Source organism: Mitsuaria sp. MSU3D (genome assembly GCF_056867975.1).
The window spans coordinates 1,437,942-1,460,453 of sequence record NZ_CP200314.1 but is presented as its reverse complement, the minus strand read 5'-3'; the positions used below and the strand labels follow the sequence as shown (position 1 = coordinate 1,460,453).

18 protein-coding genes are annotated in these 22,512 nt (G+C 68.6%); 1 reads left to right on the top strand and 17 read right to left on the bottom strand.

Annotation, left to right across the window (positions count from 1 at the left end; genetic code table 11):
• Position 1 precedes the first annotated feature (1 nt).
• The 10 genes from AC1VNM_RS06635 to AC1VNM_RS06590 form a co-directional block, all read right to left on the bottom strand.
• Positions 2-1,123 carry a beta-ketoacyl synthase N-terminal-like domain-containing protein gene (locus tag AC1VNM_RS06635; protein ID WP_377155214.1) on the bottom strand — a complete coding sequence of 374 codons (1,122 nt, stop codon included), beginning with the start codon at positions 1,121-1,123 and terminating at the stop codon, positions 2-4.
• Between the two features lies 1 nt (position 1,124).
• Positions 1,125-2,198, bottom strand: a complete 1,074-nt coding sequence (locus AC1VNM_RS06630) for a DUF2169 family type VI secretion system accessory protein (RefSeq protein WP_483106295.1) — start codon at positions 2,196-2,198, stop codon at positions 1,125-1,127.
• A 27-nt stretch (positions 2,199-2,225) separates the two neighbouring features.
• Positions 2,226-2,891: a DUF6484 domain-containing protein gene (locus AC1VNM_RS06625; RefSeq protein WP_377155216.1), complete on the bottom strand. Its 666-nt coding sequence runs from the start codon at positions 2,889-2,891 to the stop codon at positions 2,226-2,228.
• Position 2,892: 1 nt separating this feature from the next.
• A complete protein-coding gene (locus tag AC1VNM_RS06620; RefSeq protein ID WP_483106294.1) occupies positions 2,893-5,130 on the bottom strand; it encodes a type VI secretion system Vgr family protein in 2,238 nt (745 codons plus the stop codon).
• A gap of 217 nt (positions 5,131-5,347) precedes the next feature.
• Positions 5,348-5,866, bottom strand: coding sequence for a hypothetical protein (locus AC1VNM_RS06615; RefSeq protein ID WP_483106293.1), 519 nt, complete (start codon positions 5,864-5,866; stop codon positions 5,348-5,350).
• A gap of 73 nt (positions 5,867-5,939) precedes the next feature.
• A complete protein-coding gene (locus tag AC1VNM_RS06610; protein ID WP_483106292.1) occupies positions 5,940-6,383 on the bottom strand; it encodes a hypothetical protein in 444 nt (147 codons plus the stop codon).
• A gap of 1 nt (position 6,384) precedes the next feature.
• A complete protein-coding gene (locus AC1VNM_RS06605) occupies positions 6,385-7,824 on the bottom strand; it encodes a hypothetical protein (protein ID WP_483106291.1) in 1,440 nt (479 codons plus the stop codon).
• Positions 7,761-8,744: a hypothetical protein gene (locus AC1VNM_RS06600; RefSeq protein WP_483106290.1), complete on the bottom strand. Its 984-nt coding sequence runs from the start codon at positions 8,742-8,744 to the stop codon at positions 7,761-7,763. The genes AC1VNM_RS06605 and AC1VNM_RS06600 overlap by 64 nt, the downstream gene beginning before the upstream one ends.
• Before the next feature lie 17 nt (positions 8,745-8,761).
• The gene (locus tag AC1VNM_RS06595) at positions 8,762-9,745 is read right to left on the bottom strand and encodes a hypothetical protein (RefSeq protein ID WP_483106289.1); all 984 of its coding nucleotides are present in this window, start codon (positions 9,743-9,745) and stop codon (positions 8,762-8,764) included.
• 23 nt (positions 9,746-9,768) lie between these two features.
• Complete coding sequence (locus AC1VNM_RS06590) at positions 9,769-11,247, bottom strand: PAAR-like domain-containing protein (protein ID WP_483109250.1); 1,479 nt, start codon at positions 11,245-11,247, stop codon at positions 9,769-9,771.
• Between AC1VNM_RS06590 and AC1VNM_RS06585 the strand changes: the two genes are divergently transcribed.
• Positions 11,165-11,362, top strand: coding sequence for a hypothetical protein (locus tag AC1VNM_RS06585; RefSeq protein ID WP_483109354.1), 198 nt, complete (start codon positions 11,165-11,167; stop codon positions 11,360-11,362). The two genes, AC1VNM_RS06590 and AC1VNM_RS06585, sit on opposite strands and share 83 nt — an antisense overlap.
• Before the next feature lie 22 nt (positions 11,363-11,384).
• On the opposite strand, the gene AC1VNM_RS06580 is transcribed toward AC1VNM_RS06585, so the two are convergent.
• The 7 genes from AC1VNM_RS06580 to AC1VNM_RS06550 form a co-directional block, all read right to left on the bottom strand.
• On the bottom strand, positions 11,385-12,494 hold the full coding sequence (locus AC1VNM_RS06580) for a hypothetical protein (RefSeq protein ID WP_377155224.1): 1,110 nt from the start codon (positions 12,492-12,494) through the stop codon (positions 11,385-11,387).
• Positions 12,491-13,612 (bottom strand): DUF2169 family type VI secretion system accessory protein, encoded by a 1,122-nt coding sequence (locus AC1VNM_RS06575; protein ID WP_483106288.1) that lies wholly within the window; start codon positions 13,610-13,612, stop codon positions 12,491-12,493. Before AC1VNM_RS06575 ends, AC1VNM_RS06580 begins: the two co-directional genes overlap by 4 nt.
• A gap of 14 nt (positions 13,613-13,626) precedes the next feature.
• Positions 13,627-14,172 carry a DUF6484 domain-containing protein gene (locus tag AC1VNM_RS06570; protein WP_483106287.1) on the bottom strand — a complete coding sequence of 182 codons (546 nt, stop codon included), beginning with the start codon at positions 14,170-14,172 and terminating at the stop codon, positions 13,627-13,629.
• Between the two features lies 1 nt (position 14,173).
• Complete coding sequence (locus AC1VNM_RS06565; protein WP_377155228.1) at positions 14,174-16,309, bottom strand: type VI secretion system Vgr family protein; 2,136 nt, start codon at positions 16,307-16,309, stop codon at positions 14,174-14,176.
• A gap of 141 nt (positions 16,310-16,450) precedes the next feature.
• The gene (locus tag AC1VNM_RS06560; protein WP_483106286.1) at positions 16,451-16,801 is read right to left on the bottom strand and encodes a hypothetical protein; all 351 of its coding nucleotides are present in this window, start codon (positions 16,799-16,801) and stop codon (positions 16,451-16,453) included.
• A 102-nt stretch (positions 16,802-16,903) separates the two neighbouring features.
• Positions 16,904-17,269 (bottom strand): hypothetical protein, encoded by a 366-nt coding sequence (locus AC1VNM_RS06555; protein WP_483106285.1) that lies wholly within the window; start codon positions 17,267-17,269, stop codon positions 16,904-16,906.
• Positions 17,270-17,282: 13 nt separating this feature from the next.
• Positions 17,283-22,481: an RHS repeat-associated core domain-containing protein gene (locus AC1VNM_RS06550; protein ID WP_483106284.1), complete on the bottom strand. Its 5,199-nt coding sequence runs from the start codon at positions 22,479-22,481 to the stop codon at positions 17,283-17,285.
• Positions 22,482-22,512: the final 31 nt, after the last annotated feature.

The window sequence follows — 22,512 nt, the reverse complement described above, 5'->3', positions numbered from 1 at the left end:
GTCATGCCCGCACCGCCACGTCGGCGCGGATCACCGCCGCGCCGCGTCCGCCGCCGTCCGAGCTGCCCCACAGCAGCGTCAGCGGCCCCTTCGCATGACCCTTGCGGCAGGCGGAGGCCGCCAGCAGCAGATGCAGCGGCAAGCCCGCCGCGCCCACGTCGCCCCAGCAGTCCGCCGGCGCGAGGAAGTCCGTCGGATCGCGCAGCCGGTCGCGCACGCGCAGCCCGCAGAAACCGTATTCATCGGCGCGGTACGCCTCTCCGTTCATGTCGCAGACCACGTTGTCGATCACCCCTCCCGCGGGCATTTCATCCAGCGCGCGGCGCAGGGCCTGCGTCAGGCCTTCGCCGATGCAGACCTCGCCGCTCTTGTTCAATTTCGATTCGCGGCCGAGACCGACCGCAAGCACGTCCGCCCAGCCGCCGCCCGCCGCGGTCTCTCCCGCACGCGCCAGGAGCAGCGCGCCGGCGGCTTCACCGGGGATGAAGCCCCAGGCGTTGTTCAAGGGACCGGCACCGTGCAACTGCTCTTCGGCCTCGAGCCATTCGAGCGTCTCCGGCGCCAGATACGAGTCCACGCCCGCGACGACGACCGCGTCGACCTGCCCGCCGCGCAGCCAGGCGCGCGCCTGGTCGAGCGCCTCGAAGCCGCCCGCATGGCCGCTGGCGAAGAGCTGGCACGGGCCAAGCCAGGCGCCGAGGCGTTCGCGGCACAGCGCGCGCACGGCGTCGGCGGCGTCATCCGGACCGCCAGGACGCGCAGGCGGCAAGGCGATGGCGACGCCGATGCGGCCGTCGCGCCCATCGCGGGCCGTCGTCGCCGCACCGCCTGGCGCGAACACACCCGCCAAGGCCTCCGTCAACGCGGGCGCGAGCAGCGCGACCAGGCGTTCCGCGCCGCGCAGGGCGTCGTCGACGCCGGCCACCCGCGCCACGCGCATCGGCTCGCCGGCGGTGTCGATCATGTAGGCGTGTTCGCTGAAGCCGCACAGCCCCGCACGCACCGCGGCAGCGGTCGAACGCGCGTCGCCGCCCACCGGGGTGAAGGCGCCGATCGCCAGGACGCGCAGCGCCGGCGGAGCCGGTGCGGCGGGCGATCGCGGAGCAGTCGGTTCCTGGCGCATCTCAGGCCGCCTCCGTCCGATGACCGGAGGCATCGGCCTCGTCGGGCATCGGCGCCCCGAGCACGCCGTCGCGCAGGTCCTGTTTGAGCCAGATCCGCGTGCGGTCGAGCTTGAGCACGCGCGGATGGCACGGCAGCGCGCTGTGGAAGACCAGCGAGACCCGGCGCTCATCCGGCGCCAGGATCACGGTGTGCAGCTTCGGCGGCGGATGCTGCTCGCGGTGGCCGTCGTTGAAGAAGGTCTCCAGGCCGAGGAACACGCGCGGCAAGGCGAAGCGGAGCTGTCCGCCACCCGGCGACAGGTTCAGCAGCGCGACGGGTTCACCGCCGCGCAGAAAGCCCGCGTGCTGCTGATCCGGCGGCGCGCACTGGTAGTGACGGTCGTCGAAGTCGTCGGGCAGCAGCGGCAGGCGCTCGCGCTGCCAGCGCTCGTCGTAGGTGCCGGCGAAGCGGCGGCGTTCCGTCCAATGGCTGCACAGCGCGCCGAAACCGGCCGGCACGGGCCGGTCCTTCCAGCCACGGATCAGATGGTCGGGATCTTCGATGTTGGGCAGCGGCCGGCCGTCGACATGGTCGCCGTCGACCGCGTAGCCCTGCCCCAGCGGATTGCGCTCGTCCCAGGTCGCGGGATCGGCCTGGGGATCGACACCGCCGAAGGCGCGCTCCCACACGACGGGCATCGCCGTGAACGGCGCCGGACGGCCGATGCTGCGGCCTGACCAGACGCGATCGCCGAAGACCTTGAGCACCTTCGCGCGACCGCCCACCGCCACGCCGACGTCCAGCTCCGTCACCGGCGTGCCGCCGGGCGCATGGGCCTGTCCATCGACGATCACGTCGGTCGCGATCTTGGTCCGGATCAGGTCCGCGTCCGCCGACAGGCTGGTCGAGGCCGCGTCACCGCGATGCGCCGGACCGCGCAGCACCTCGGGCTGCGTCTCGGCCACGCGCGGCGTGCCGTCCGCCTGCAGCGTGAAGCTCGCCTTCACGGCCACCAGCCAGATCTCGGTGCCGTCGCGATCGCGCACCCAGCCGCGCTCGGCGGCGAACGGCGTGCGGTTCTGCAGTTGCCACATGGGGGATCCTGACGGGGTCCGGGACCGTCAGTTGATGTCGACGAACGCACCCTTGATGCGGTTCGCGCCGCTGGAGCGGCTCAGCACGTAGGTGCCCCGGATCAGGATCTTGCCGGCGGCGGTCAGCACGATGCTGGCCTCGCCGCAGCGCAGCTCGACCTGCTTCGCGCCGTTGAGCACGACGCGCTCGCCGTCGACCGTCACGGTCTGACCCCGTCGCGTCAGCGCGGGTCCGGCCGTCCCGGCAGGCGCTCCCTCGGGGTCGATTTCGGGTTCAGGTTCGGGCGCGGCCCCGCGCGCTTCCAGCTCGAGTTCGCGCGCGGCGTGGGCCGCACGGGCGCCGTGCCTCGGCGCCTCGGGCTCCGCATGCCGCATCGCGCGGCCCAGGATGACCGGCCGGGTCGGATCGCCGCGCTCGAGCGAGACGATGACCTCGTCGCCCTCATCCTCGACCTTCAGTCCGACGACGGACATCGCGACCACGGGCGGCAGGCCCTTGGCCATGCGGACCAGGAAACGGCCCTGCGCGTCGAAGCCGCAGAACATGCCGACCAGCACGCCGGCGTCGACGAGCCGCATGCGGTCCATCAGGTGCTCGGCGGCGGCGACGGCCGCGCGGGTCGGGTCGCCGCGACGGCGGTTGGGACTGGGGGCGGCGCCCAGGGGCCCCGCGTTGCCTGCTTGTTCGGCCATGTCAGTTCTCTCCGATCTTGGCGCCCTTGACGGCGACGCCGCCGCTGCCCTTGATGCCTACCGTGCCGCTGGCCTTGATGGTGATCTTGGATGCGGTGATGGTGATCCCGCTCGAGTCCATCACGATCTTGCTGCCGCCGGCCTTGAGCGTGATCGACGGCGCCTCGATCGTGGCGCTGCCGCCGGCCTTGGTCTTGTAGGTGCCCTTGGCGGTCTGCCCGATGGTCGCGGCCGACAGCTTGTGCGGACCGCCGACGCCGATCGACTGCAGCGCGCCGACGTTGACCCGCTGCAGCCCGCCGATGGACACCATCTGCGCGCCGCCGACGTTGATCGCTTCCGCCGCGCCCACGGTGTGCATGCGCGCCGCGCCGACCGTGTGGGCCTCGGCCAGCGAGACGGTGGTGGTCTGCGCACCGTTGACGGTGTGGCTGCGCACGCCGTTGACGGTGACCGTCTGGCCGGCGTTGATCGTCACCGTCTCGCCGCCGTTGACGGTCTCGGTGCGATGCGCGCCGATGGTGATGGTCTCGGCCGCGCCGACGGTCTCGGTGCGGCTGGCGCCGACCGAGGTGGTCTCGTTGGCGCCGACCGTCTTCGAGCGGTTCGATCCGACGCTGATCGTCTGGTTCACGCCGACGGTCTGCGTCTGGTTGTTCCCCACGGTCTCCGAGTCGTCCACGTCGACCGTGTCGGTGCGGTTGTTGTGGATGGTGGAGGTCTGGTCGTGCTCGATCGTGGTGGCCATGTCGTACTGGCCGTGGATCGTGATCATCTCCTTGCCGGCGGTGTCGTCCATCGACATCTCGTTGTAGCCGGCGCCCTTGTGGGTCTTGGACTTCATGCCGCTGATGACGGCGGCGGCGGGCAGGCCGTACGGGGGCATCTGCTCGGCGTTGTAGACGCGGCCGGTGATGAGCGGCTGGTCGGGGTCGCCCTCGACGAAGTCGACCACCACCTCCTGCCCGATGCGCGGGATGGACACGCCGCCCCAGCCCTTGCCGGCCCAGGGCTGCGAGACGCGGATCCAGCACGAGCTGGTCTCGTTGCGCTGGCCGCGGCGGTCCCAGTGGAACTGCACCTTCACGCGGCCGTACTTGTCGGTGAAGATCTCCTCGCCCGACGGCCCCGTCACGATCGCGGTCTGCGGGCCCGGCGCCATCGGCTTGGGCGTGCGGCGCTCAGGACGGAACTGCTGGTCGGCGGGGATGGCGTTGAAGCGGCAGCGCAGCTCGGACTCGCCCGAGGCCGACTCCGTCGACGCCTGGCGCAGCTGCGTGACCGTGCCGGTGACGAGGTACTTCGCGTTCTGGTCGTCGCGCGGATGGCGGCTCAGCGACAGCAGATGGCCGGTGCGCACGCCCTGCGCGTTGGTGTCGCCGTCGAAGCGGGCGAAGGCGGTCTGGATCTCGTCGAGGCGGTCCTCGACGTACTGCGCGCCGTCGCTGCCCTGCACGTAGCCGCCGGGGTAGTCGAAGACCTCGCCGTCGGACAAGTCGTAGTCGCGGGCGCGGTCCAGCTGCGTTTCCAGCGAGGTCGAGGGCCGCTCGAAGTCGTAGTCGGTGATGACGACCTTGCCGGGCTTGAGGCTCTCCTGCGTGACCCAGGCGTCGACGTACTCGAGCTCGGGCGGCGCGTTGTTCGCGCCGCCGTAGAACGGCAGGGTCTCGCAGTCCGGGGCGCAGTCGTGGGCGGAGGCGGCGTCGGTCAGCACCAGCGTGTGGCCGGACTCGTCGTGGGTGAAGTACCAGTAGATGCCCTCGTTCTCGAGCAGTCGGGCAACGAAGTTGAAGTCGGTCTCGCGGTACTGGACGCAGTAGGTCCAGGGCCGGTAGGCGCGCATCAGCTTGAACTCGTGGCGCGCGACCGGGTGGTCGTCGAAGACCGCCTTGACGATGTCGGGGACGGTCATCGCCTGGAAGATGCGGCAGTCGGCGGTGCGCGTGAGCAGCCACAGCCAGGGGCGCATCGTCATCTGGTAGACGGTGTGCTTGCCCTCGAAGCCGGTCTGCGCGAAGCGGGTGACGTAGCCGGCCAGGTGGCGGGGCGCGTCGTCGCGCAGGGCCATGGTCAGCGTCGCGGACTTGCCGAGCAGTTCCGAGGCGCGGATGTCCTTGCGCTCGCTGAGCAGGGTCAGCGTGGTCTCGCCGAGGTCGCTCAGCGCCTCACGCGACGCGCAGGCGTGGACGCGGAGGACGTCGTCGTCGAGGGCGGTCTTGAGGCGGAATGGAGCTGCCATGGGCGGACCGTGAAGGCGGACCTGAGCAATCGGTCCGTCACGGTAGGCTCGGGCGAACTACGCCGAAAGCGACCAAAGTCATTCGCGGGGGCACCCCATGTAAAGGGGTGATACGGTGGCCCCACGCGTGTCACCGGTGTGGGTGACGCGTGCGCCGCTGGGTGCGGCGGCGCACGTTCGGAAGTTCGCGGAGCGCCTTCCGGCGCTCGCGCAGCCGTCACATCGGCAGCGTCATCGAGACGGTGATCGTCAGCACGGCGCCGTCGTCGTCGTAGTCGGCGGTGACCTCACGGCCCTCGACTTCCCACTGCTCCCACTCGAAGACGCCCTCTTCCTCCTCGCCGTCGACGGCTTCGCCGTAGGCGGCGGTGGCGGCCTCGCGGGTGGTCACAGGCGTGGTCGCGAACGGGCCGTTGCCCTTGTAGGGATCGACTTCCTCGCTGCCTTCGGGGTAGTAGAAGATCGCGCTCAGCACGTGCGTGCCGGGGCCCAGCGGTTCACCGTAGTCGACCGCGTGGGTCTCGCGCGGGGAGAAGGACAGCACCACGCCGCCCTCCTTGAGGTGCACGAAGCCGGCGCGGATCTCCTTCTTGCGCTTCTGGGAGAGCTCGGTCGGCGCGGGCGTGCCGGCGGGCGTGGTGTGCGCGAGAACCGCGGCGATCAGCGGAGCGTCGAGCTCGGTCAGGCCCAGGAGGCTGGGGAGATCGGGGAGCGTCGGAATGGTGGTGGTGGTCATGAGGCTGAACGATACCCCGTAATGGGGTCACCGGGCCGGGCGGGCGATCAGGCAGTTGGCGTGGGTACCGCGCTCACGAGCCGGCAGCCCAGGACGTGGAAGCGAATTCCACCCACAGCCGAGGGAGTTCCGTCAGTTCGCCCTGATGTGGATCCCGGACCTGGCTGCCCTCGATCACGAGCGGCTTCAGGCTGACACGCTCAGCCGGAGGCACGTCGAGATCGATGTCCTCCACGATGGCAGCCTGCACGCAGACGCCCTGACGCCATCGAAGCAGCAACGGCAGGTCGGGAGGGATGAAGCCGTTCAGGAACTCGGCGTGATCCTCCAGATCCAGCCACATCCAGGCGACTTGGGCCGGCATCGCATCCGCGCAGAGCGCGTCGAAGAGCGGCCGCAGCCGCAGACACTTCGGGCACCACGCCTCGGCGCCGATGATGACCAGCAGCTCCGCGTCGGGCCGTGCGAGTTGACGGGCCAGCGCTTGCGCGTCATTCCAAGGATCGAAGGTCGGCATGTCAGGCGGCCTGCTCGAGACCGATGCGGCGGAGTTGACGCGCCTGATGCCCAGGGCTCGCGCGCAGGTCGACAGCGTATTCGGGATGCATGCGCGACAACGCGTCCGCCGCGATGAATCGCAGCGCCTGGGCGTGGTCGCGCGTCGGGTCGAGGATGTCCCGCAGGAGGTGCGGATGCACCGGATTCGCCAGCAGCAGCCGCTGGTCGCGCGGCCACGCGTGACGGCTGGCCGGATGCGCGCGGACGCGCGTGACGTCGGGCAGAGGAAGGCCGGCGTCGGCATCGCGGCGCTCCGTTGTCATCGGTGCGTCGAGATCGAAGGCTGGCTCCTCGGCCGTGAGCCCTTCTCCGGCCAGATCGACGGCCGTGAGGCACTGCCAGACCCATCCAGCCCAACGACCCTGCGCCGGATCCTGCATCGCGGCCACGACGAAGTCGAGCAGCGCCGGATCGCCATGACTCAGCGAAAAATTCAGCGCCTGCCTCACCGGCAGACGCGCCACCAGCCGCCCCGTCTCGGGATGACCGATCGGCAGCATGGCGGCGAGTTCTCGGAGCCAGCGGTCCAGACGGCGTCGCGCCGGCACGCGATACCAGCCGGTCGCCGTGGCGAGCACATCGGTCTGTTCCACGGCGCATTGCCAGAGCAGACCCGACAGGCGCACCACGACGTCGGAGCTGCGGGCTTCCCGGGCTGCGCCCGCATGCCAGGCGATCACGGCCTCGGCGCGGACGGCGCTCGATGGGTCCTCGAACAGCGGCCGAAGCAGCCCTGGCCGCTCCCGTCCGACAGCGCGACAGGCGGCGGCACGGACATGGGGGTCGGCGTGTTGAAGCAGAACGGCAGCCGATTCGGGCACCGTGCCGCGCAGTGCGCTTGCCCGCAAGGCGAGCACGAGGTCCACCGGTTCCTCACTCGTCCAGGCCTTGTCGAGCCAGGCCGCGGCATCGGTCTCGCTGGCCCATGCCAACGCGGAAGCCGCTCCGCGCAGCACGACATCCGGATGGCGACGGATCGTGCGCAGGACGCGCCCGATCCGGTCATCACGCGAATCGGAATCGCCGAGCAAGGCGCAATACATCGCTACGAAGGCCTCCCCGGCCTTGCCCCAGCGGTCGAGTCCGGCGATGGCCAGTTCGTACGACAACGGCGTATTCAGGCGCAGGCCTTCGAGATTGGCCTCGAGCAGATGCGCGAAGTGCCGGGCCCGCTCGGCGCCGAGATGCGTGGCCTCTGCGGGACGATCCAGCGTCGTCCAATAGAACGCGGCGTCTTCCACATGCCGCGCCACGATGGGCGAGACGAAGGGGCGGTCCAGTGCGACGGAATCCATCTGTTCCTCGGGCATGAGTTCGGGTGCGGACAGCGGGGCCGTCAGTTCTTGTAGGGGGCAACGACCTTGCGCCAGGTCTTGCCGTCGAAAGTCGAGACCGTCCACAGGTCCGCAACAACGAGCAGGCCGTCGTGCGCGTCCATGTGGCCCGAGGCCAGGATGGGCTTGCCCTCGTGCTCGGGCGCCACGATCTCGTGCCCGTTCCACACGCGGAGCTGATAGTCGGAAGCGAGCCAGAGCTGACCGTTGAACCAGCGCGTGTCGTTCCACAGGATGCTGGAGCCGCGCTGTTCCAGCAGGCGCCAGGTGGACTGCTGCCCCACCCACAGGCTGCCGCCTTCGCCGGTGATGTACACGTTCCCGTCGCCGCCGCAAGTCACCGTCGCCAGTTGCTCGTTCGTCGGGAAGTCCATCTGGCGCCACTCGCCACCGTTGAAATGCCAGACGTCGCCGTGTCCGCCGACGGCGTACAGGTCATCTTCTGAAAAGCCGTCGATGTCGTCGAAGCCGGAGGCCTTCATCTCCCCCTCGGTGCGCGGTGCCTCGATCCCCACCACCTTCTCCCAGTGGCCCACGGAGACACGCCTGTAGATCTCGCGCGCAGTACCGACCGCATAGGTGTGCGCTCCGATGCACTTCAAACGCGATGTACCGGGCCATTGTCCGGCGGAGATCTTCTCGAGCGGGCCATTGCCGCCGCCGAGGGGCCAGGTGTCGCCATCGGCGTTCATCGCGGCCACGAGCCCTCCAGGACGGACAAAGGGCGCCCGGCTGACGCCGAGACTCGGGAACGGCATGTGGCTCAACTGCTGACACTCGATGTTGTTCTCGGTCGCATCGTCCAGAAAGATGCTGCTCAGCCGGGTGGCAATGTCGCTGTCTTTGATCAGCGATGCCTGGGCCGCCGGCACGTGCTGCCGCGCCAGCATCTGAACGATGTTGCGATCACGGACGGCAATGCCGGTGATCTCGAAACCTTCGACGATCTCTTGCCACTTCTTCAGTGAAACGTGCGGACTGCTCATGGAGGTGGACAGCCGGTTCAGTCCTTGTATGGCGCGACGACCTTGCGCCAGGTCTTGCCGTCAAAAGTCGAGACCGTCCACAGGTCCGCGGCAACGAGCAAGCCGTCATGCGCGTCCATGTGGCCCGAAGCCAGGATGGGCTTGCCCTCGTGCTCGGGCGTCACGATCTCGTGCCCGTTCCACACGCGCAGCTGGTAGTCGGAAGCGAGCCAGAGCTGACCGTTGAACCAGCGCGTGTCGTTCCACAGGATGCTGGAGCCGCGCTGTTCCAGCAGGCGCCAGGTGGACTGCTGCCCCACCCACAAGCTGCCGCCTTCGCTCGTGATGTACACGTTGCCGTCGCCGCCGCAAGTCACCGTCGCCAGTTGCTCGTTCGTCGGGAAGCCCATCTGGCGCCACTCTCGACCGTTGAAATGCCAGACGTCGCCGTGACCACCGACGGCATACATGTCCGATTCCGAGAAGGCATCCAGGTCCTTGAAGCCGGCGGCCTGCAGCTCGTCTTCGTTCTGGGACATGGGGATGCCTTCGACCCGCGCCCAGCGGCCCACCGCTACGCGCTTGTACAGCGTGCGGGCGATGCCGATCGAGTACGTGAACCCGAAGAGACACCTCAGGCGGGTTGTCGCCGGGCGGGCGCCCACGGCGATCTTCTCGAGCGGACCGTTGCCGCCTCCGAGCGGCCAGGCGTCACCGTCGCGTCCCCTGGACACCACGATCCCACCCGGTCGCTCGAACGGCGCGCGGCTGACCCCCAGCTTCGGAAAGGCCATGTTCTGCAACTCCTGACACTCCAGGTTCTGGTCGGACGTGTCGTCGAGAAAGACGCTGAGGATGCGGGTAGGAATGTCCGCGTCCAGCAGGTGCGTGGCCTGTTCATGCGGCATGGCTTTGCGCGCCACCAATTGCAGGATGTCGCGATTGCGCACAGCGACATCGGTGATTTCGAACCCTTGCAGATTGGCGGCCCAGGCGGCCTTGGAAACGTGCGTGCTGCTCATGAAAATTCAAACTCCGAATGCTCTTACCGACCCGAAGGCGTCGGCGTGGGCGTGGTGGGTGTGCCCGGTATCACCGGTTTCGCCTGGTCGTCCACCATGTGCGGCCTCGCGCCCCTGCACATGGCGTAATACGACTCCAATTGCGACCGAATGCATTCAGCGGAACACCCGGACAAGGGGAAGGCCTCCTTGTGGGACTTCGCGGCTGAATCCATGGCGTCAGCCATCGACATCGACCCGTCAGGCGAAACACGTCCAGCTTTGGCCTTCAAGTCGTGCTGATTGGCCAGCGCCTGGTGGGCGCGAGCGTGGCTGCCGTGATTCTGACTGAAGCCTTCGACACACACGGTGGGGGCCATGTCGTGGTCATAGTTGGGACATTGAGCCTTCAATGACCCTTCAGGGATGAGATGGTGCCCGGTCTGGCCGGGACAGCATCCACCGCCGTTGGCGGCCTCGACTTTCGACTTGCCTCGTTGACCGATCAAGTTGCCGGCGCCATTGGCCTTGTAGGGCACCAGATTGCATTTCCGCGCCCGCGTGCAGTCGTTCAGGGTCGCCAGCATGTCCTGCCCCTCGGTGGCGAGTTTCAGCACTTCCTCGTCGGACAGCTTGCTGATATCGCCGAACTTGCTGGCGAGGTTCTGCAAGTCCTTGGCCTTCGAGGTCAACACCTCGAGGCGTCCCAGCGACTCCATGGCGACCGCACGGATCTCGGCAACGTCGCCGACCGCCATCGCCGCGTCCGCCACGGACCAGATCGCCATCGCCGCATTGCCCCAGGCAGGAACGGAACTCCCCGCCAACTGCTTGGCCGCCGCCTTCGCTCCCCACTTCATCGCGGCATTCTTGCCGGCGTTGAACGCCATGTCCGTGAGCTGCTCCTTGAGCGCATTCATCAGGTTCAGCTCGTGCGGCAGGTTCTTGTAGGCGTCCTGCAGCTTCCCGGCGTATTCACGGGCCTGTTCGTAGCTGTTGACCATGGCGCCGAGGCCGTCGCAGTGATCGTCGGTCCAGTGCCAGTTCGAGCCGTCGCGTCGCCCCTTCCCGCTCTTGCGCCGGAACTTCTGCAGCATCTGCGACAGCTTGCTCTGCTTCTTCAGCGTGCTTCGAGTCTCCGAGTGTTCCTTCTCCGGCGCGCAGGCGCGCTCGATGCGTGCCTCCTCCTTGTGGCAAGGATGCCCACCCCAGAATCCCCGCGAGACATACGGGAACGTCGGCGTGTTGCTCGGCATCGAGCCGTGGTTATGCGTGACCAGGTCCAGGTTGCGCGGCACGCCGAAGCCCTCGAACACCACGTCGCTCGACCAGTTGGTGAAGTACGCCTTCCCCTTGATGACGCCCGTCGCGACGCCCTTGCCGAAGGCTTGCGTCGCGGGTTCGTTCCCGATGCTGGTGTCGAACCTCGACTTGTTCTCGATGGCCACCATCTGGCCGACGATCATCACGGTCTTCGTCCCGTTGACGATGGAGTCGGCGAAGCAGGTGTTGGGATACGGAATGACGACCGGGCCGGCGGCCGGCCCCGGCGGACTCCAGCAGGGATCGGGCGACGCGCTCGACGACACTCCGGAAGAGCCGACCGCCTTGCTGGCGATCTCCTGGCCGTTGGCGTAGACGTGGGTAGCTGGCATGGTCTTCAGGCAGTGTCCTGGGCCGGTTCTCGGGTGCGGAGCATCAACGCGGACCGGCGTCCGTCGTCTTCGGCGAAATGCAGCAGGCCGGTACGACCCAGGCCCGCCGTGCCGGCATGCCCGATCGTGCCCAGCGCACGCATCTCATGCGCGATCCAGCCCAGCGTCGCCACCGCGCCCGCGGTTCCGGCATCGCCGATGAACTGCGCGATGCGGTGATGAGGAAACTCCACGCGCTTGCGCTCCATCGCGCGCGACATCGCGAGTTCGATCTCGCGCGCCATCCAGTGCTCGCCGTTCATGCCGCTGGCGTGGAACTCGGCATCGGCCACGGCGACGCCCGATTGCCGCGCCGCCTCTCGCAGCGCCGCGGTCAACGCCTGCGCACGCAGCGGCTCATCGCCGTCGATCCGCCAGTCGTCCTGCCCGCTCGCGGCGCCGGTGATCCAGACCTCGGTCATGCCAGCGCGCGTGGCCAGTCGCGTCAGCACCACAGCCGCGGCGGCCTCGCCAGGAATCAACGCATCCGTGTGCCGATCCTCCGCGAGCCTGCGCTGCGCCAACAGGCGGTCGATCGTCGGCGCCGTCAGCAGGCTGTCCGACGCGAGCAGCACGACATGGCGGATCGCCTCGGTACCGTCGATCCCGTCCTCGAGCAGATGGGACGCTAGCAGCACACCGTCGGCAAGTCCGCCCCGGCCCGCATGCATCGCCCGACTGCCGGGATGCAGACGGTGATCGGTCGTCACGGTCTGGAACGCTTCATGCAGTTCACGCAGCGGAGTCGCCGGCTGCGACGCCGACGGCAGCATCAGCAGCAGCGCCGTCGACTGCGGCGAGAGCGACTCGCCCTCCTCCAGCTTGGCGCGCTCCCACGCCTCGTCGAAGGCCATGCGAAGCAGAGCGGCCTGCCGCTGACCGCCCCAGATGTCGAAGCCATGCACCGGGGCCCCGACGACCGGCTTGCCGCCGAGACCGACGAACCGGGTCTCGCGGAACAGGTTCAGCCGCGCTCGGATCGCCGCGACCGTGCGCGGCAGCGTGTAGCCAAGCGCGCTGCATAAGCCTTCTGCGGCGATGCGCATCGGGCGTGGTGGCCGGATCTGTGCACTCATGCGACCGCCTCGTTCTCGACGGCACCGGGAACGTCGGCCACCGTGCCGCAGCCGGCACAGCCCCCGGCCACGCGCTGCCGCCACCAGATCGGATCGATCGGACCGACGGCCACTTCGCTGAACTCCTGAATGCTCCGGTACTGGCGGACGCTGGCGCGCCAGACCACGCTGAAACGGCGCTCTTCGGGCTCGAAGAACAGCGTGTCGACCACCGCCTCCGGCGCCTCCTGTCGATAGTCGGTACGCAGCACACGGACTTGCATGTCGAGCTTGGGCAGCGCAAAGCTGAGTTCCGGATGCGTCTTCAGCAGATGCGTGAGACGCACCGTCTCCCCGCCGCGTGGATACGCCATCTGCTGGTCCGGAGGCGCGACCTGATGAAAGCGCTCATCGAAATCTTCCGGCAGCAGCGGGAATACCTCCCGCCGCCAACGGTCGTCATAGGTGCCGCCGTAATGGCGGCGCGGCAGCCAATGCCGGCCGATCGCGCCCAACGCCCACGGCGTCGCGTCGTCGCCCGGGTGACGGACTGGCCGTGCCGGATCTTCCAGCCGCGGAGCAGGACGGCCGTCCTTCGCGCGCCATGTCGTCTCGCCCGCGAAGCCGAGACCGATCGGGTTGGACTCCTGGACCTCGGCGTGGCCGGGATGTCCATCCACCGGCTGAGTGCCGCCGAACGCACATGCATGATGAAGCGGCAAGCTGACGAAGGGCTCCGGCTCGGTCAGCTTGAAGTCGGCACGTCCGGAGCCGGCGGCCCGCCAGCGACGCTCACCGGTGACACGCACCCGCTTGCTGAACTCGCCGACCTCGACGCTGGCGATCAGCTCGCGCACCGCCACGCCGTCCGGCGCGTGCGCATGGGCGTCGAAGATCACGTCGCAGCGCGGTTTGAAGCGCGGCATGTCGGCGCCATAGCGCATCGCGCTTTCGCCGGGGACGCCATGGTATTCATCGGCCAGCACGATCGGCGACGGCGGCAGCGGGCGCGGCCGCTGCCCCGGATCGGGGATCCGCCAGGTCGCCTTGACCGCGATCACGAGATGCTCGCGTCCGGCGGCATCCAGGGCCACCGCGACGTCGGACACCAGATGCCGGGAGCCCACATGAAGCTGCATACCCGGTGTCGCTTTCAGTTGACGTGCACCGACCCGCCCACGATCCGCTGCGTCGCGCTCGCATGGCTGGTGATGTAGGTTCCGCGCAGCTGGATGCGGCCGTCGGCCGTCAGCACGATGCACGCCTCGCCGCAGCGCAGCTCGAGTTCCTCGGCCGCTTCGATCACCTCGCGATGACCGTCCACCGTGATGACGAGCCCTTCCGGCTCCTCGTCGTGAACCACCTGCGCCGATTGCGTTGCAGGCGCGGCCTCGCCGTGCCACAGCAAGCCCAGCACGATCGCGGAACCGCCGGCAAGCACGCTCAGCGCGACGCCCTGGCCTTCGTGTTCGGCCGACAGCGGCACCAGGCTGTGCGCCACGCCCACGAGCCCCAGCCCGGGGACCATCGCCGCGCCGGTCGCGCCTTGCGCGGGCACCGCCTGCAGCGTGCCGATGATCACCTGTCCCGGCACCGGCATGACGGGCGCCTGCGAGCCCTGATTCAACAGCGCATGGAACGGCGACGCGTCCTGCGCCGCCGCGTCGACGCCGTGCGCCGGCAAGTCGAGTCGCTCCACGTCAGTTCTCCAGGATCTTCTTGCCCTTGACCGTCACCTCGCCGTCGGCCTTGAAGGTCTGCTCGCCGGTGGTGCCGACGCTGAGCGTGTGGCCGTTGAGGATGATGGTGCCGTCGGACTTCATCGTCAGGCTGGCCTTGCCCACCGTCAGGTGGATCTCGTCCTTGGCGTCGACGGAGTACACCGCGCCGCTGCTGATGCTGTAGTCCTTCCCGACCATCGTGTTCTTGTACAGCCCGACCTGTTCCGTCTGGAATGCACCGACCGTCGTGTTCATCATCGCGCCGACCGACGTCTGGTACCCCAGACCGATCGTCAACGCCTTGGCCATGCCGATGGTCTCGGCCTTCGCCATCGCGATGGTCTCGGTCTTGTTCGCACCGATCGTCACCGACCGGTTCGACCCGATGCTGATCGTCTCGTTGATGCCGACGTCCTCGGTCCGGTTCATCCCGATGGAGATCTTCTCGTCGAGGTCCACGCGCTCGGTGCGGTTCTTGTGCACCGTGATCGTCTCGTCCAGGTCAACCGTCTCCGTGCGGTTGCCCTTCACGAACACCGTCTCATGCCGATCGATCGTCTTCGTCCGATCCCGTCCGACCCAGTGCGTCTCGTCGTTCTCGACCTCGATGTCCTGGTTCTTCTCCGCGTGGATCCACAACTGCTCGTCGCCGTGCTTGTCCTCGAAGCGGATCGCGTTGGCGTTGCCGTAGCTGCCACCCTTGGTCGAGCGCGTCAGGAAGCCGCTCTGCGTTGCGTTGGCCGGCAAGTCCCACGGCGGCAGGTTCTCGCCGTTGTAGGTCCGCCCCATGATGATGGGCGCGTCCGGGTCGCCTTCGATGAACCCGATGATCACTTCCTGCCCGATGCGCGGGATGTGGATGCCGCCGAAGTTCGAGCCCGCCCACGGATGCGCCACGCTCACCCAGCACGAGCTGCGCTCGTCGCTCCTGCCGCGCCGGTCCCAGTGGAACTGCACCTTCACCCGGCCGTACTTGTCGGTGTGGATCTCCTCGCCCGCCGGACCGCTGACGATGGCCGTCTGCGGCCCCGCCACCAGCGGCTTCGGGGTGCGCCGCGGCGGCCGGTACTGCTGCGCCGCCGGGATGCAGTTGAAGCTGCAGCGCAGCCCCGTCTCGCCCGAGCCCGCCTCGTTGGCCGCCTGGCTCAGGCTGATCTGCGTGCCCGTGATCAGGTACTGTGCGTTCTCGCTCTCGCGCGGATGGCGGGTCAGCGACAACAGGTGCCCCGTCTGGACACCCTGCGCGTTGGTCGTGCCGTCGTAGGTCTGGAACTGCGTCTGCAGCTCGTCGAGCCGGTCTTCCACATACTGCGACCCGTCGCCCGTCTGGATGTAGCCGCCCGGGTAGTCGAAGATCTCGCCGTCGGACAGGTCGTAGTTGCGCGCCACGCTCTGGTTGGTCTCCAGCGACGTCGACGGCCGCTGGAAGTCGTAGTCGGTGATGACGACCTTGCCCGGCTTCACGCACTCGGCGCTGCTCCAGTTCTGCACGTACTCCAGCTGCGGCGTGGCCTGCGCGCCCGAGCCGTAGAACGGCAGCGACTCGCAGCCGGGCCTGGCATCGTGCCCGCTGGCCGAGTCGCACAGCACGACCTTGTGGCCGCCCTCGTCGTGCTCGACGTACCAGTAGATGCCTTCGTGCTCGAGCAGCCGCGCGACGAAGTTGAAGTCGGTCTCGCGGTACTGGACGCAGTAGTTCCAGGTCCGGTACGGACGCAGCAGCTTGAACTCGTAGCGCGCGACCGGGTGATCCTCGAACACCTGCTTGACGATGTCGGGGACCGACAGCTCCTGGAAGATGCGGCAGTCCGAGGTCCGCGACAGCAGCCACAGCCACGGCTTGAGCTGCATCTCGTAGACGCAGTGCTTGCCCTCGAAGCCGCGCTGCGCGAAGCGCGTCACGTAGCCGCTGAGGTAGCGCGGCGCATCGTCGCGCAGCGCGATCGTCAGCGTCGCGGGCTTGCCCAGCAGCTCCGAGGCCTGGATGTCCTTGCGTTCGCTCAACAGCGTCAGCGTGGTGTCTCCAGCGTCGCTCAGAGCCTCCCGCGACACACAGGTGTGCACGCGCAGGGTCTCTTCAGGCAAGGCAGTCTTGAGGCGGAAAGGTGAGGCCATGGCACCAGGGGTCAGGTCGACACCCCGGAGGCTAGGGATCACCCGAGATCACCACAACGGTCGAAAGTCACTCCCGCGTTTGAGACTGGCGTGGACGAATTTTGCAGAATTATCAGGACGGTCGGCACGACCTGGCCCGGCTCAGGTCATCAACAGGAATTCCTCGTCGTCAAGGATCTCGGCAACGTCTTCCCGCCACTGCCGGGGGTCATTCACCTGTTGCCAGACGACGCCCGCGGGCCAGGTCCTGCCTTCCCCGTGGAAACGATCACGCATCGTCCCGATGACGCTGCGTGGCGTTGGCCAGGAGGATTCTCCGATCTCGACCAGCAGGTTTCCCCGATCGAGCTCGTCGAGCAAGACCTGGCGCAGCCCGTCGGGCAACTGATAGACGAGTGAGATCCAGTCCGCGGCGGCGGAAGGATCGAGTTGGCGTGCGCGAACCTCTGCGGCGCAATCGCCGGCAATCGCCGCAGCATCGGCGTCTGACATCGTGTGCCAGTTCGTCGAGCATCGGAATTGAAGACCGCTGGAAGATGGCCATCGGCTCCAGGATGAAGGTTGGGTCACAGAGGTCCGTCCCTTGGGCTGGACTCAACGCCCACGAACCACGATCGACAGATCGCCCTGCTTCGGATCCACCGAAAACTCGATCTCGCCCCACTGAAAGCGGGCCAGGGCCATCGGCCTCGCGACCATCTCCGGCGCGATGCCGGTCTTCTTCGCGAAGCGCTTCACGATGCGACTCGTCAGGATCGAATCGGGAAATTCCTCTTCGTCGAACAGGACTGCCGCGACCAGCCCCTTCCCTTCTTCTTCGGCGATCACCAGGCTCGCCGCCAGATCGAGGTAACGGACGGGATGTCCATCCTGCGGCTGCGCCGTCGGCGTGCCGGCATCCCAGACGACCTTGCCATCCACCAGGACCCGCCCCGTCGCCACATCGATGTCGAGATTCACTTGCTGACCTTTCTCATTTGCCCAGTTTGATGATCCTGAACGTGTCCGACAGGTTGCCCTTCTCGGCATTGGACATGAAATACTGGACGCCGCCGCCCTTGCCCAGATGCGGGTTGGCCGCGGCCTTGCCCATCGCCACGCAGGTGTCCTCTTTCAGGACATAGGCGTGCACTTGGGTCCGCATGTCCCGCGCCTTCGGACTCTTCCAATTGTCCTTGTGCGCGACCTGCAGCGCATCGTTGTAGTCGCGCGCCGATTTGGCCCCGAGCACCTCGCCCCCCTTCACGAAGTAGTTGCCGGGCGCCGGCCCGTGCGGATACAGGGTGTAGAGCACCGTGCCCTTCTTCATCACGACGTTGGTGTAGCTGTCCTTGCCGTCGTACGGTGTCGTGCCCTGCCAGCTACGGGCCTCCGTGGCCGGATCTTTTCCGCAGCACGGGTCACAACCGCCCTTGCCCTTCTTTAACCCGAGCGGATCCACCCACTGGACTGGGTCCGGCGCGTACTGATAGGGATTGAACCCGCCCATCAGCCCAATCGGATCCTGCGTCAGATAACGCCCGGCATCCGGGTCGTAGTAGCGATGCCGGTTGTAGAAGAGCCCCGTCTCCTCGTCCTCGTACTGCCCTTGGAAGCGCAAGGGCTGGCGGACTTCGTCGACGTCGGTCCGCGCCAGGCGCCCCCAGGCGCGGTAGCGGGCGCGCCAGCGCGCACGGCCATTGCCGTCCAGCAGCGCCAGCGGCGTGCCGAGGTGGTCGCACTCGTAGAAGAGCACCTCGTCGTTCGCGGCGTCGGCGCCGTCCCATCGCGTCTGCGCCGCCTGCTCTGCCTCGCAGTCCGCGCGCCAGCGTTCCAGGCGCCGGTACCAGCGCACGTGTGCGTCCGGCTCCGCGGAAGGCGCATCCGGTCGATCCCACGCGACCACAGGCGCGAACGCGACCGACGCGTTGTCGAAAGCCGCCAGCGTCTCCGCGCCGCGGACCCGCGCCAGCGGCGTGAAGCTGTCGGGCTCGTGCACGTAACTCACGGTGCCCTGTGCATCGACCTCCTGGACCATGAGGTCGCCGTTCCAGACGAACACGGTGACGTGCTCGCCGTCCGGCGTTGCGACGCGCTTGAGCACGCGGCGTCCGATCGCGTCGTACGCGTAGCGGCTCGTCAGCACGCCTTGAGGCGTCGCGCGCTCCGCGCGGACCAGCCGCTGATGCGCGTCGTACAGCAGATTCAGATCGTCGACCTCGACCCCGACGCCGATCGCCGCCTCGTTCGCGGCATCGTCCTGCACCCAATGCTTGCGCACCGCATTGCCGTCGGCATCGTGCTCGTAGTGCCAACCGAGCGCCTGCGTCACCACGTTGCCACGCGCCGGCGCCGCGAGCGCGTGCGGCCCCGTCGAGATCGAGGCAGCGGACGTCGCGCCCGGCAAGGGGACGAGATTGCCCGCCGGATCGAACGCGAAGGTCTCCCGCAAGCCCGGCTGGATCGCGGACATCAACTGCCCCACCATGTCATGCGTGTAGCGCAGCTCTCCCAGCACGGAATCGTCGATGCGCTCGATGTCGCCCGTCCGCGCGTAGCCGTACTCGCGCTCGCGCAGCGCGCCCGGCACCGCGTCCCCGAAGCCGAACACGCTGCGCGTCCAGCGCGACGCGCGGTCGTAGCGCAGTTCGCGCCGCATGCCGCCGGGGCGAAGCCCACCCAGGCTGCGTCGCGTCTCGCGATGCAGCGCGTCGCGATCGACGTCGACCAGCGGGCGTCCTTGCCACAGCACGCCGTGCCAGTGTCCCGGACCGTAGCGCTGGGTCTGCAGCACGCGCCCGTTCGGCAGGCGCGTCGCCACGCGCTGCCCCAAGGCGTCGTACTCATGCCGCAGCAGGAAGGAGGCCGCCGCAGTGCCGCGCTCGGCCGCATCGGGCCAGCCGCCCGCGGGATCCGGTCGAACGCTTTCCGGCGTCAACTCGATGCGCTGTCGCTCCTCGATCAGTTGCCCCGCCGCATCCCAGCGCAGCCGCGACTGCGCCGCCGCGTTTTCGACGGCGATGACGCGGCTCAGCGGATCCCAGGCGAAGCGCTCCTGCCCGTCCGGCGTCACGCGCGCCAGCATGCGGCCCAGCGCGTCGCGCACGTAGTCCGTGCGGATCGCGCCGCGCTGACTGGCGACCAGCTCGCCTGCGGCGTCGTAGTCGTAGCGGCTGACGAGTCCGTCGAAGCCCGTCTCCTGGATCAGCCGCCCTTGCGCGTCATAGGCAAGGCGATACGACTCGCCGTTGCCGTTGATCAACTCGACCAGCCGCAGCGCGCGGTCGTAGCGGTACTGCAGGCGCTGACCGGCCGCGTCGATGCGCTCGATCGGCAGTCCCTGCATCTGGTAGCGGTAGGTCGTCTGACGTCCCACGCCGTCCATGTGGACGAGCAGGCGACCCATGGCGTCGTAGGTGAACCGTTCCTCGCCGCCGTCGGGATAGCGGATCGCCACGAGCCGGTCGATCTCGTCCCAACCGTAGCGAACGCTGTGTCCCAACGCGTCCGTCCGGGCGATCAACCGGCCGCAGGCGTCCCAGTCGAAACGCGTCTCGGATCCGGAGCAATCGACGTAGGCCATCAGCCGGCCGCTGCCGTCGTAGACATAGGTCTTCGCGCGACCCGCCGCGTCCATCAGTTCCCGCAGCTGGCCGAACACGTTGTAGGCCATCCGGGTGACGCGACCCAGCGCATCGGTCTGCGCCACCACGCGACCATCAGCGTCGAACGCGCGCTCCTGCACGTGGCCCATCGCATCGATGGTCCGGATCGGCCGGTTGCGTTCGTCGTACTGCAGCACCGTCCGTCCGCCCATCGCGTCGGTGGTGCTGAGCAGGCTCCCCTGCGCGTCGTAGGTGAAGCGCGTCGTGTGGCCGGCGGCGTCGGTCTCCTCGAGGAGATCGCCCGCGGCGCTCCAGCGGCGGGTGCCAAGCCGGCGTGCGTCCGCCGTCGCGTGGTCCTGGACCCGCACATCCACGCACAGGTTGTTGGCATTGAAGCGGTAGGTCCAGAGGCTGTCGTCGCTCTGCCGGACACGGGTGGTGTCGGCGTCGAGGTAGTCGATGTGGACAGGCTCCGTTCCGTCCTCCGCGCCGGCGTAGATGGCACGTGCCCAGTGGCTGGTCAGCGGCGACCAGCTCCCGCGGTGCGCAGGCGCAAAGTCGCTCGGAGGCTGCGCCTTCACGACGTCGGTCAATGCATTGGTCGAGGTATCGGTCTCGGCCGCGGTCTCGGCCGCGGTCGCGGTCGAAGTCGGAGTCGCGGGCTCGGTCTCGACGGGGTCCGCCGGCTGGAACAGCACGTCCGCGCCCTGCCAGCGAAGCACCCATGCGCCTCCGGTCGGATCGGCGTAGCGCGTCAGCAGGTGCGTGTCGTAGTGGTAGCGCCAGAGATGGCCCAGCGCGTCCTTGCGTCCGAGCAGATCCAGCGCCGACAGGTCCGCGCCGTCACGCGGCGCTTCCAGGCCATAGGCGTAGCGCGTCAGGACCTGCCACCCCACCGAGACCCCGCCGGCATCGGTCCCGTCGACCGGGAGCCGGCGGACCAATCTGCCGATCCGCAAGGCGCCATGGCAGTCGCGTTGCGCGTCCGTCAGCACACCCGTCGGCGCCGCGTGCGCCTCCAGCACGATGCCGCCCGGAGCCGTGATGCGGAGCACCGCGAAGTCTTCATCCAAGCGCTGCGGCAGCACGGACGACTCCCATCCGGGCAGCCAGTCGAGCCGCACGGACAGCCCGTCCGGACGTCGCTGTTCCGTCAGGTAGCAGCACTGGACGCGCTCCATGCGCGGCGCGGGCTCTTCCAGCAGGCGCAGAGATCGCGGCCGCAGGCCCTCCAGGCCGAGCGGCATCACATCGACCGCCAGCGCCTCGCAGCGCGGCCGCTCGAATGCATCGAGGGTGCCGTCGCGCCAACGCAGTTCGAAGCGCCACTCCTCCACGCGCGTCAGCGTGAAGGCCTCGAACGCGTCATCGATCGTTCCACCGACCGACAACAGCGGCAGCAGGACCGTCCGGCCGGTCGCGTCGTGGTACGCAATGCCGCGCGCGCCAATGCTCAGGCGAACTAGGTAGGGCGAGGTCCATCGGGCGCCGAGCAACCCGCGGTCATACGCCGCGTGGCTCGACCGGTAGGCGCGCGACCAGGCGACCGGCATCAGGCCCTCGATCTCGGCGTCGAGTTCCGACAGCAGCTCATCCCCGGTGCCGTAGTGGATCGGCCGCCGGCTGCGCGTCGCCGCCTTGCCCGGCCCCTGGTTCTGCGGGCAGCACTCCTTCGGTTGCTTCTTGTCCTCGGGTGCCTTTTTCTGCGTCTTGCCACCGTCGGGCTTGTCTTCCTCGTGTTTGGCGGCGTGCGGCTTGGGCTCGGGCTTCTTGGCCGGCGGATGCTTCTTCGGGAAGAAGCGTGCCAGCAGGCGCCCTCCGCCTGGCAGCTTGCCCAACGCCCAGGTGGCGCCGCGCTCGGCGGCCTTTTCCGCGAGGGCGCCCAGGCTCGGCGCCTTGTCGTCGAGCACCCAGTCCACCGTCGTATCCAGCACGTCGGTCGCCGACCCGGTGGCGGCGCCGACCGCAGTCACGCCGCCGCCGACCGCCGTCACCGCGCCGCCGGCCGTGGCGATCGCGCCGCCCACCGGCGCGCCCACGCCCGTCAGCGCCACGCCGCCGCCCACCAGTGTCGTGGCGGCCCCGGCGGTCGCCACCTTGCCGCCGGTCTCCATCGCCTCGTCGCTGAACTCATGCAGCGCGTCGGACGCGCCGCTGTCGCGATACGCCTGCGCCGCGCCCTTGAGCCGGCCTTTCGCCGCAGCCGTCCCCCGCTCGTAGATGCGCCCCATCGTGTTGCGCGCGTTCATCCAGATCAGGTCGGCCTCCCGCACCCAGGCCTTCGCGTTGCTGGTCGACGTGCTGCTCTTGTCCTTGGGCTCCGCCTTGTCGAGGTAGGTGCCGCTCTTGACCCCGCCCTTCACGCCGCGCGCATCGCCGGTCACCTTCGGGATGAAGGTCTGGCCGTGCAGCACCGCCGGATCGCCTTGATGCTTGACGTTGCGCGATGCGGCCGTGGCCTCCTTGAACTCGCCCTTGATCGGATACGGGATCGGCACGATGTTGCTGCCCACCGGGGTGAGACAAACATCGGGCTGCAGGCTGACGCAGAAGAAGCGCTTGGATCGGGTGACGGTTTCGCGGGCCATGAGGAGGATCAAGGGCCGACGGCGTGGCGGC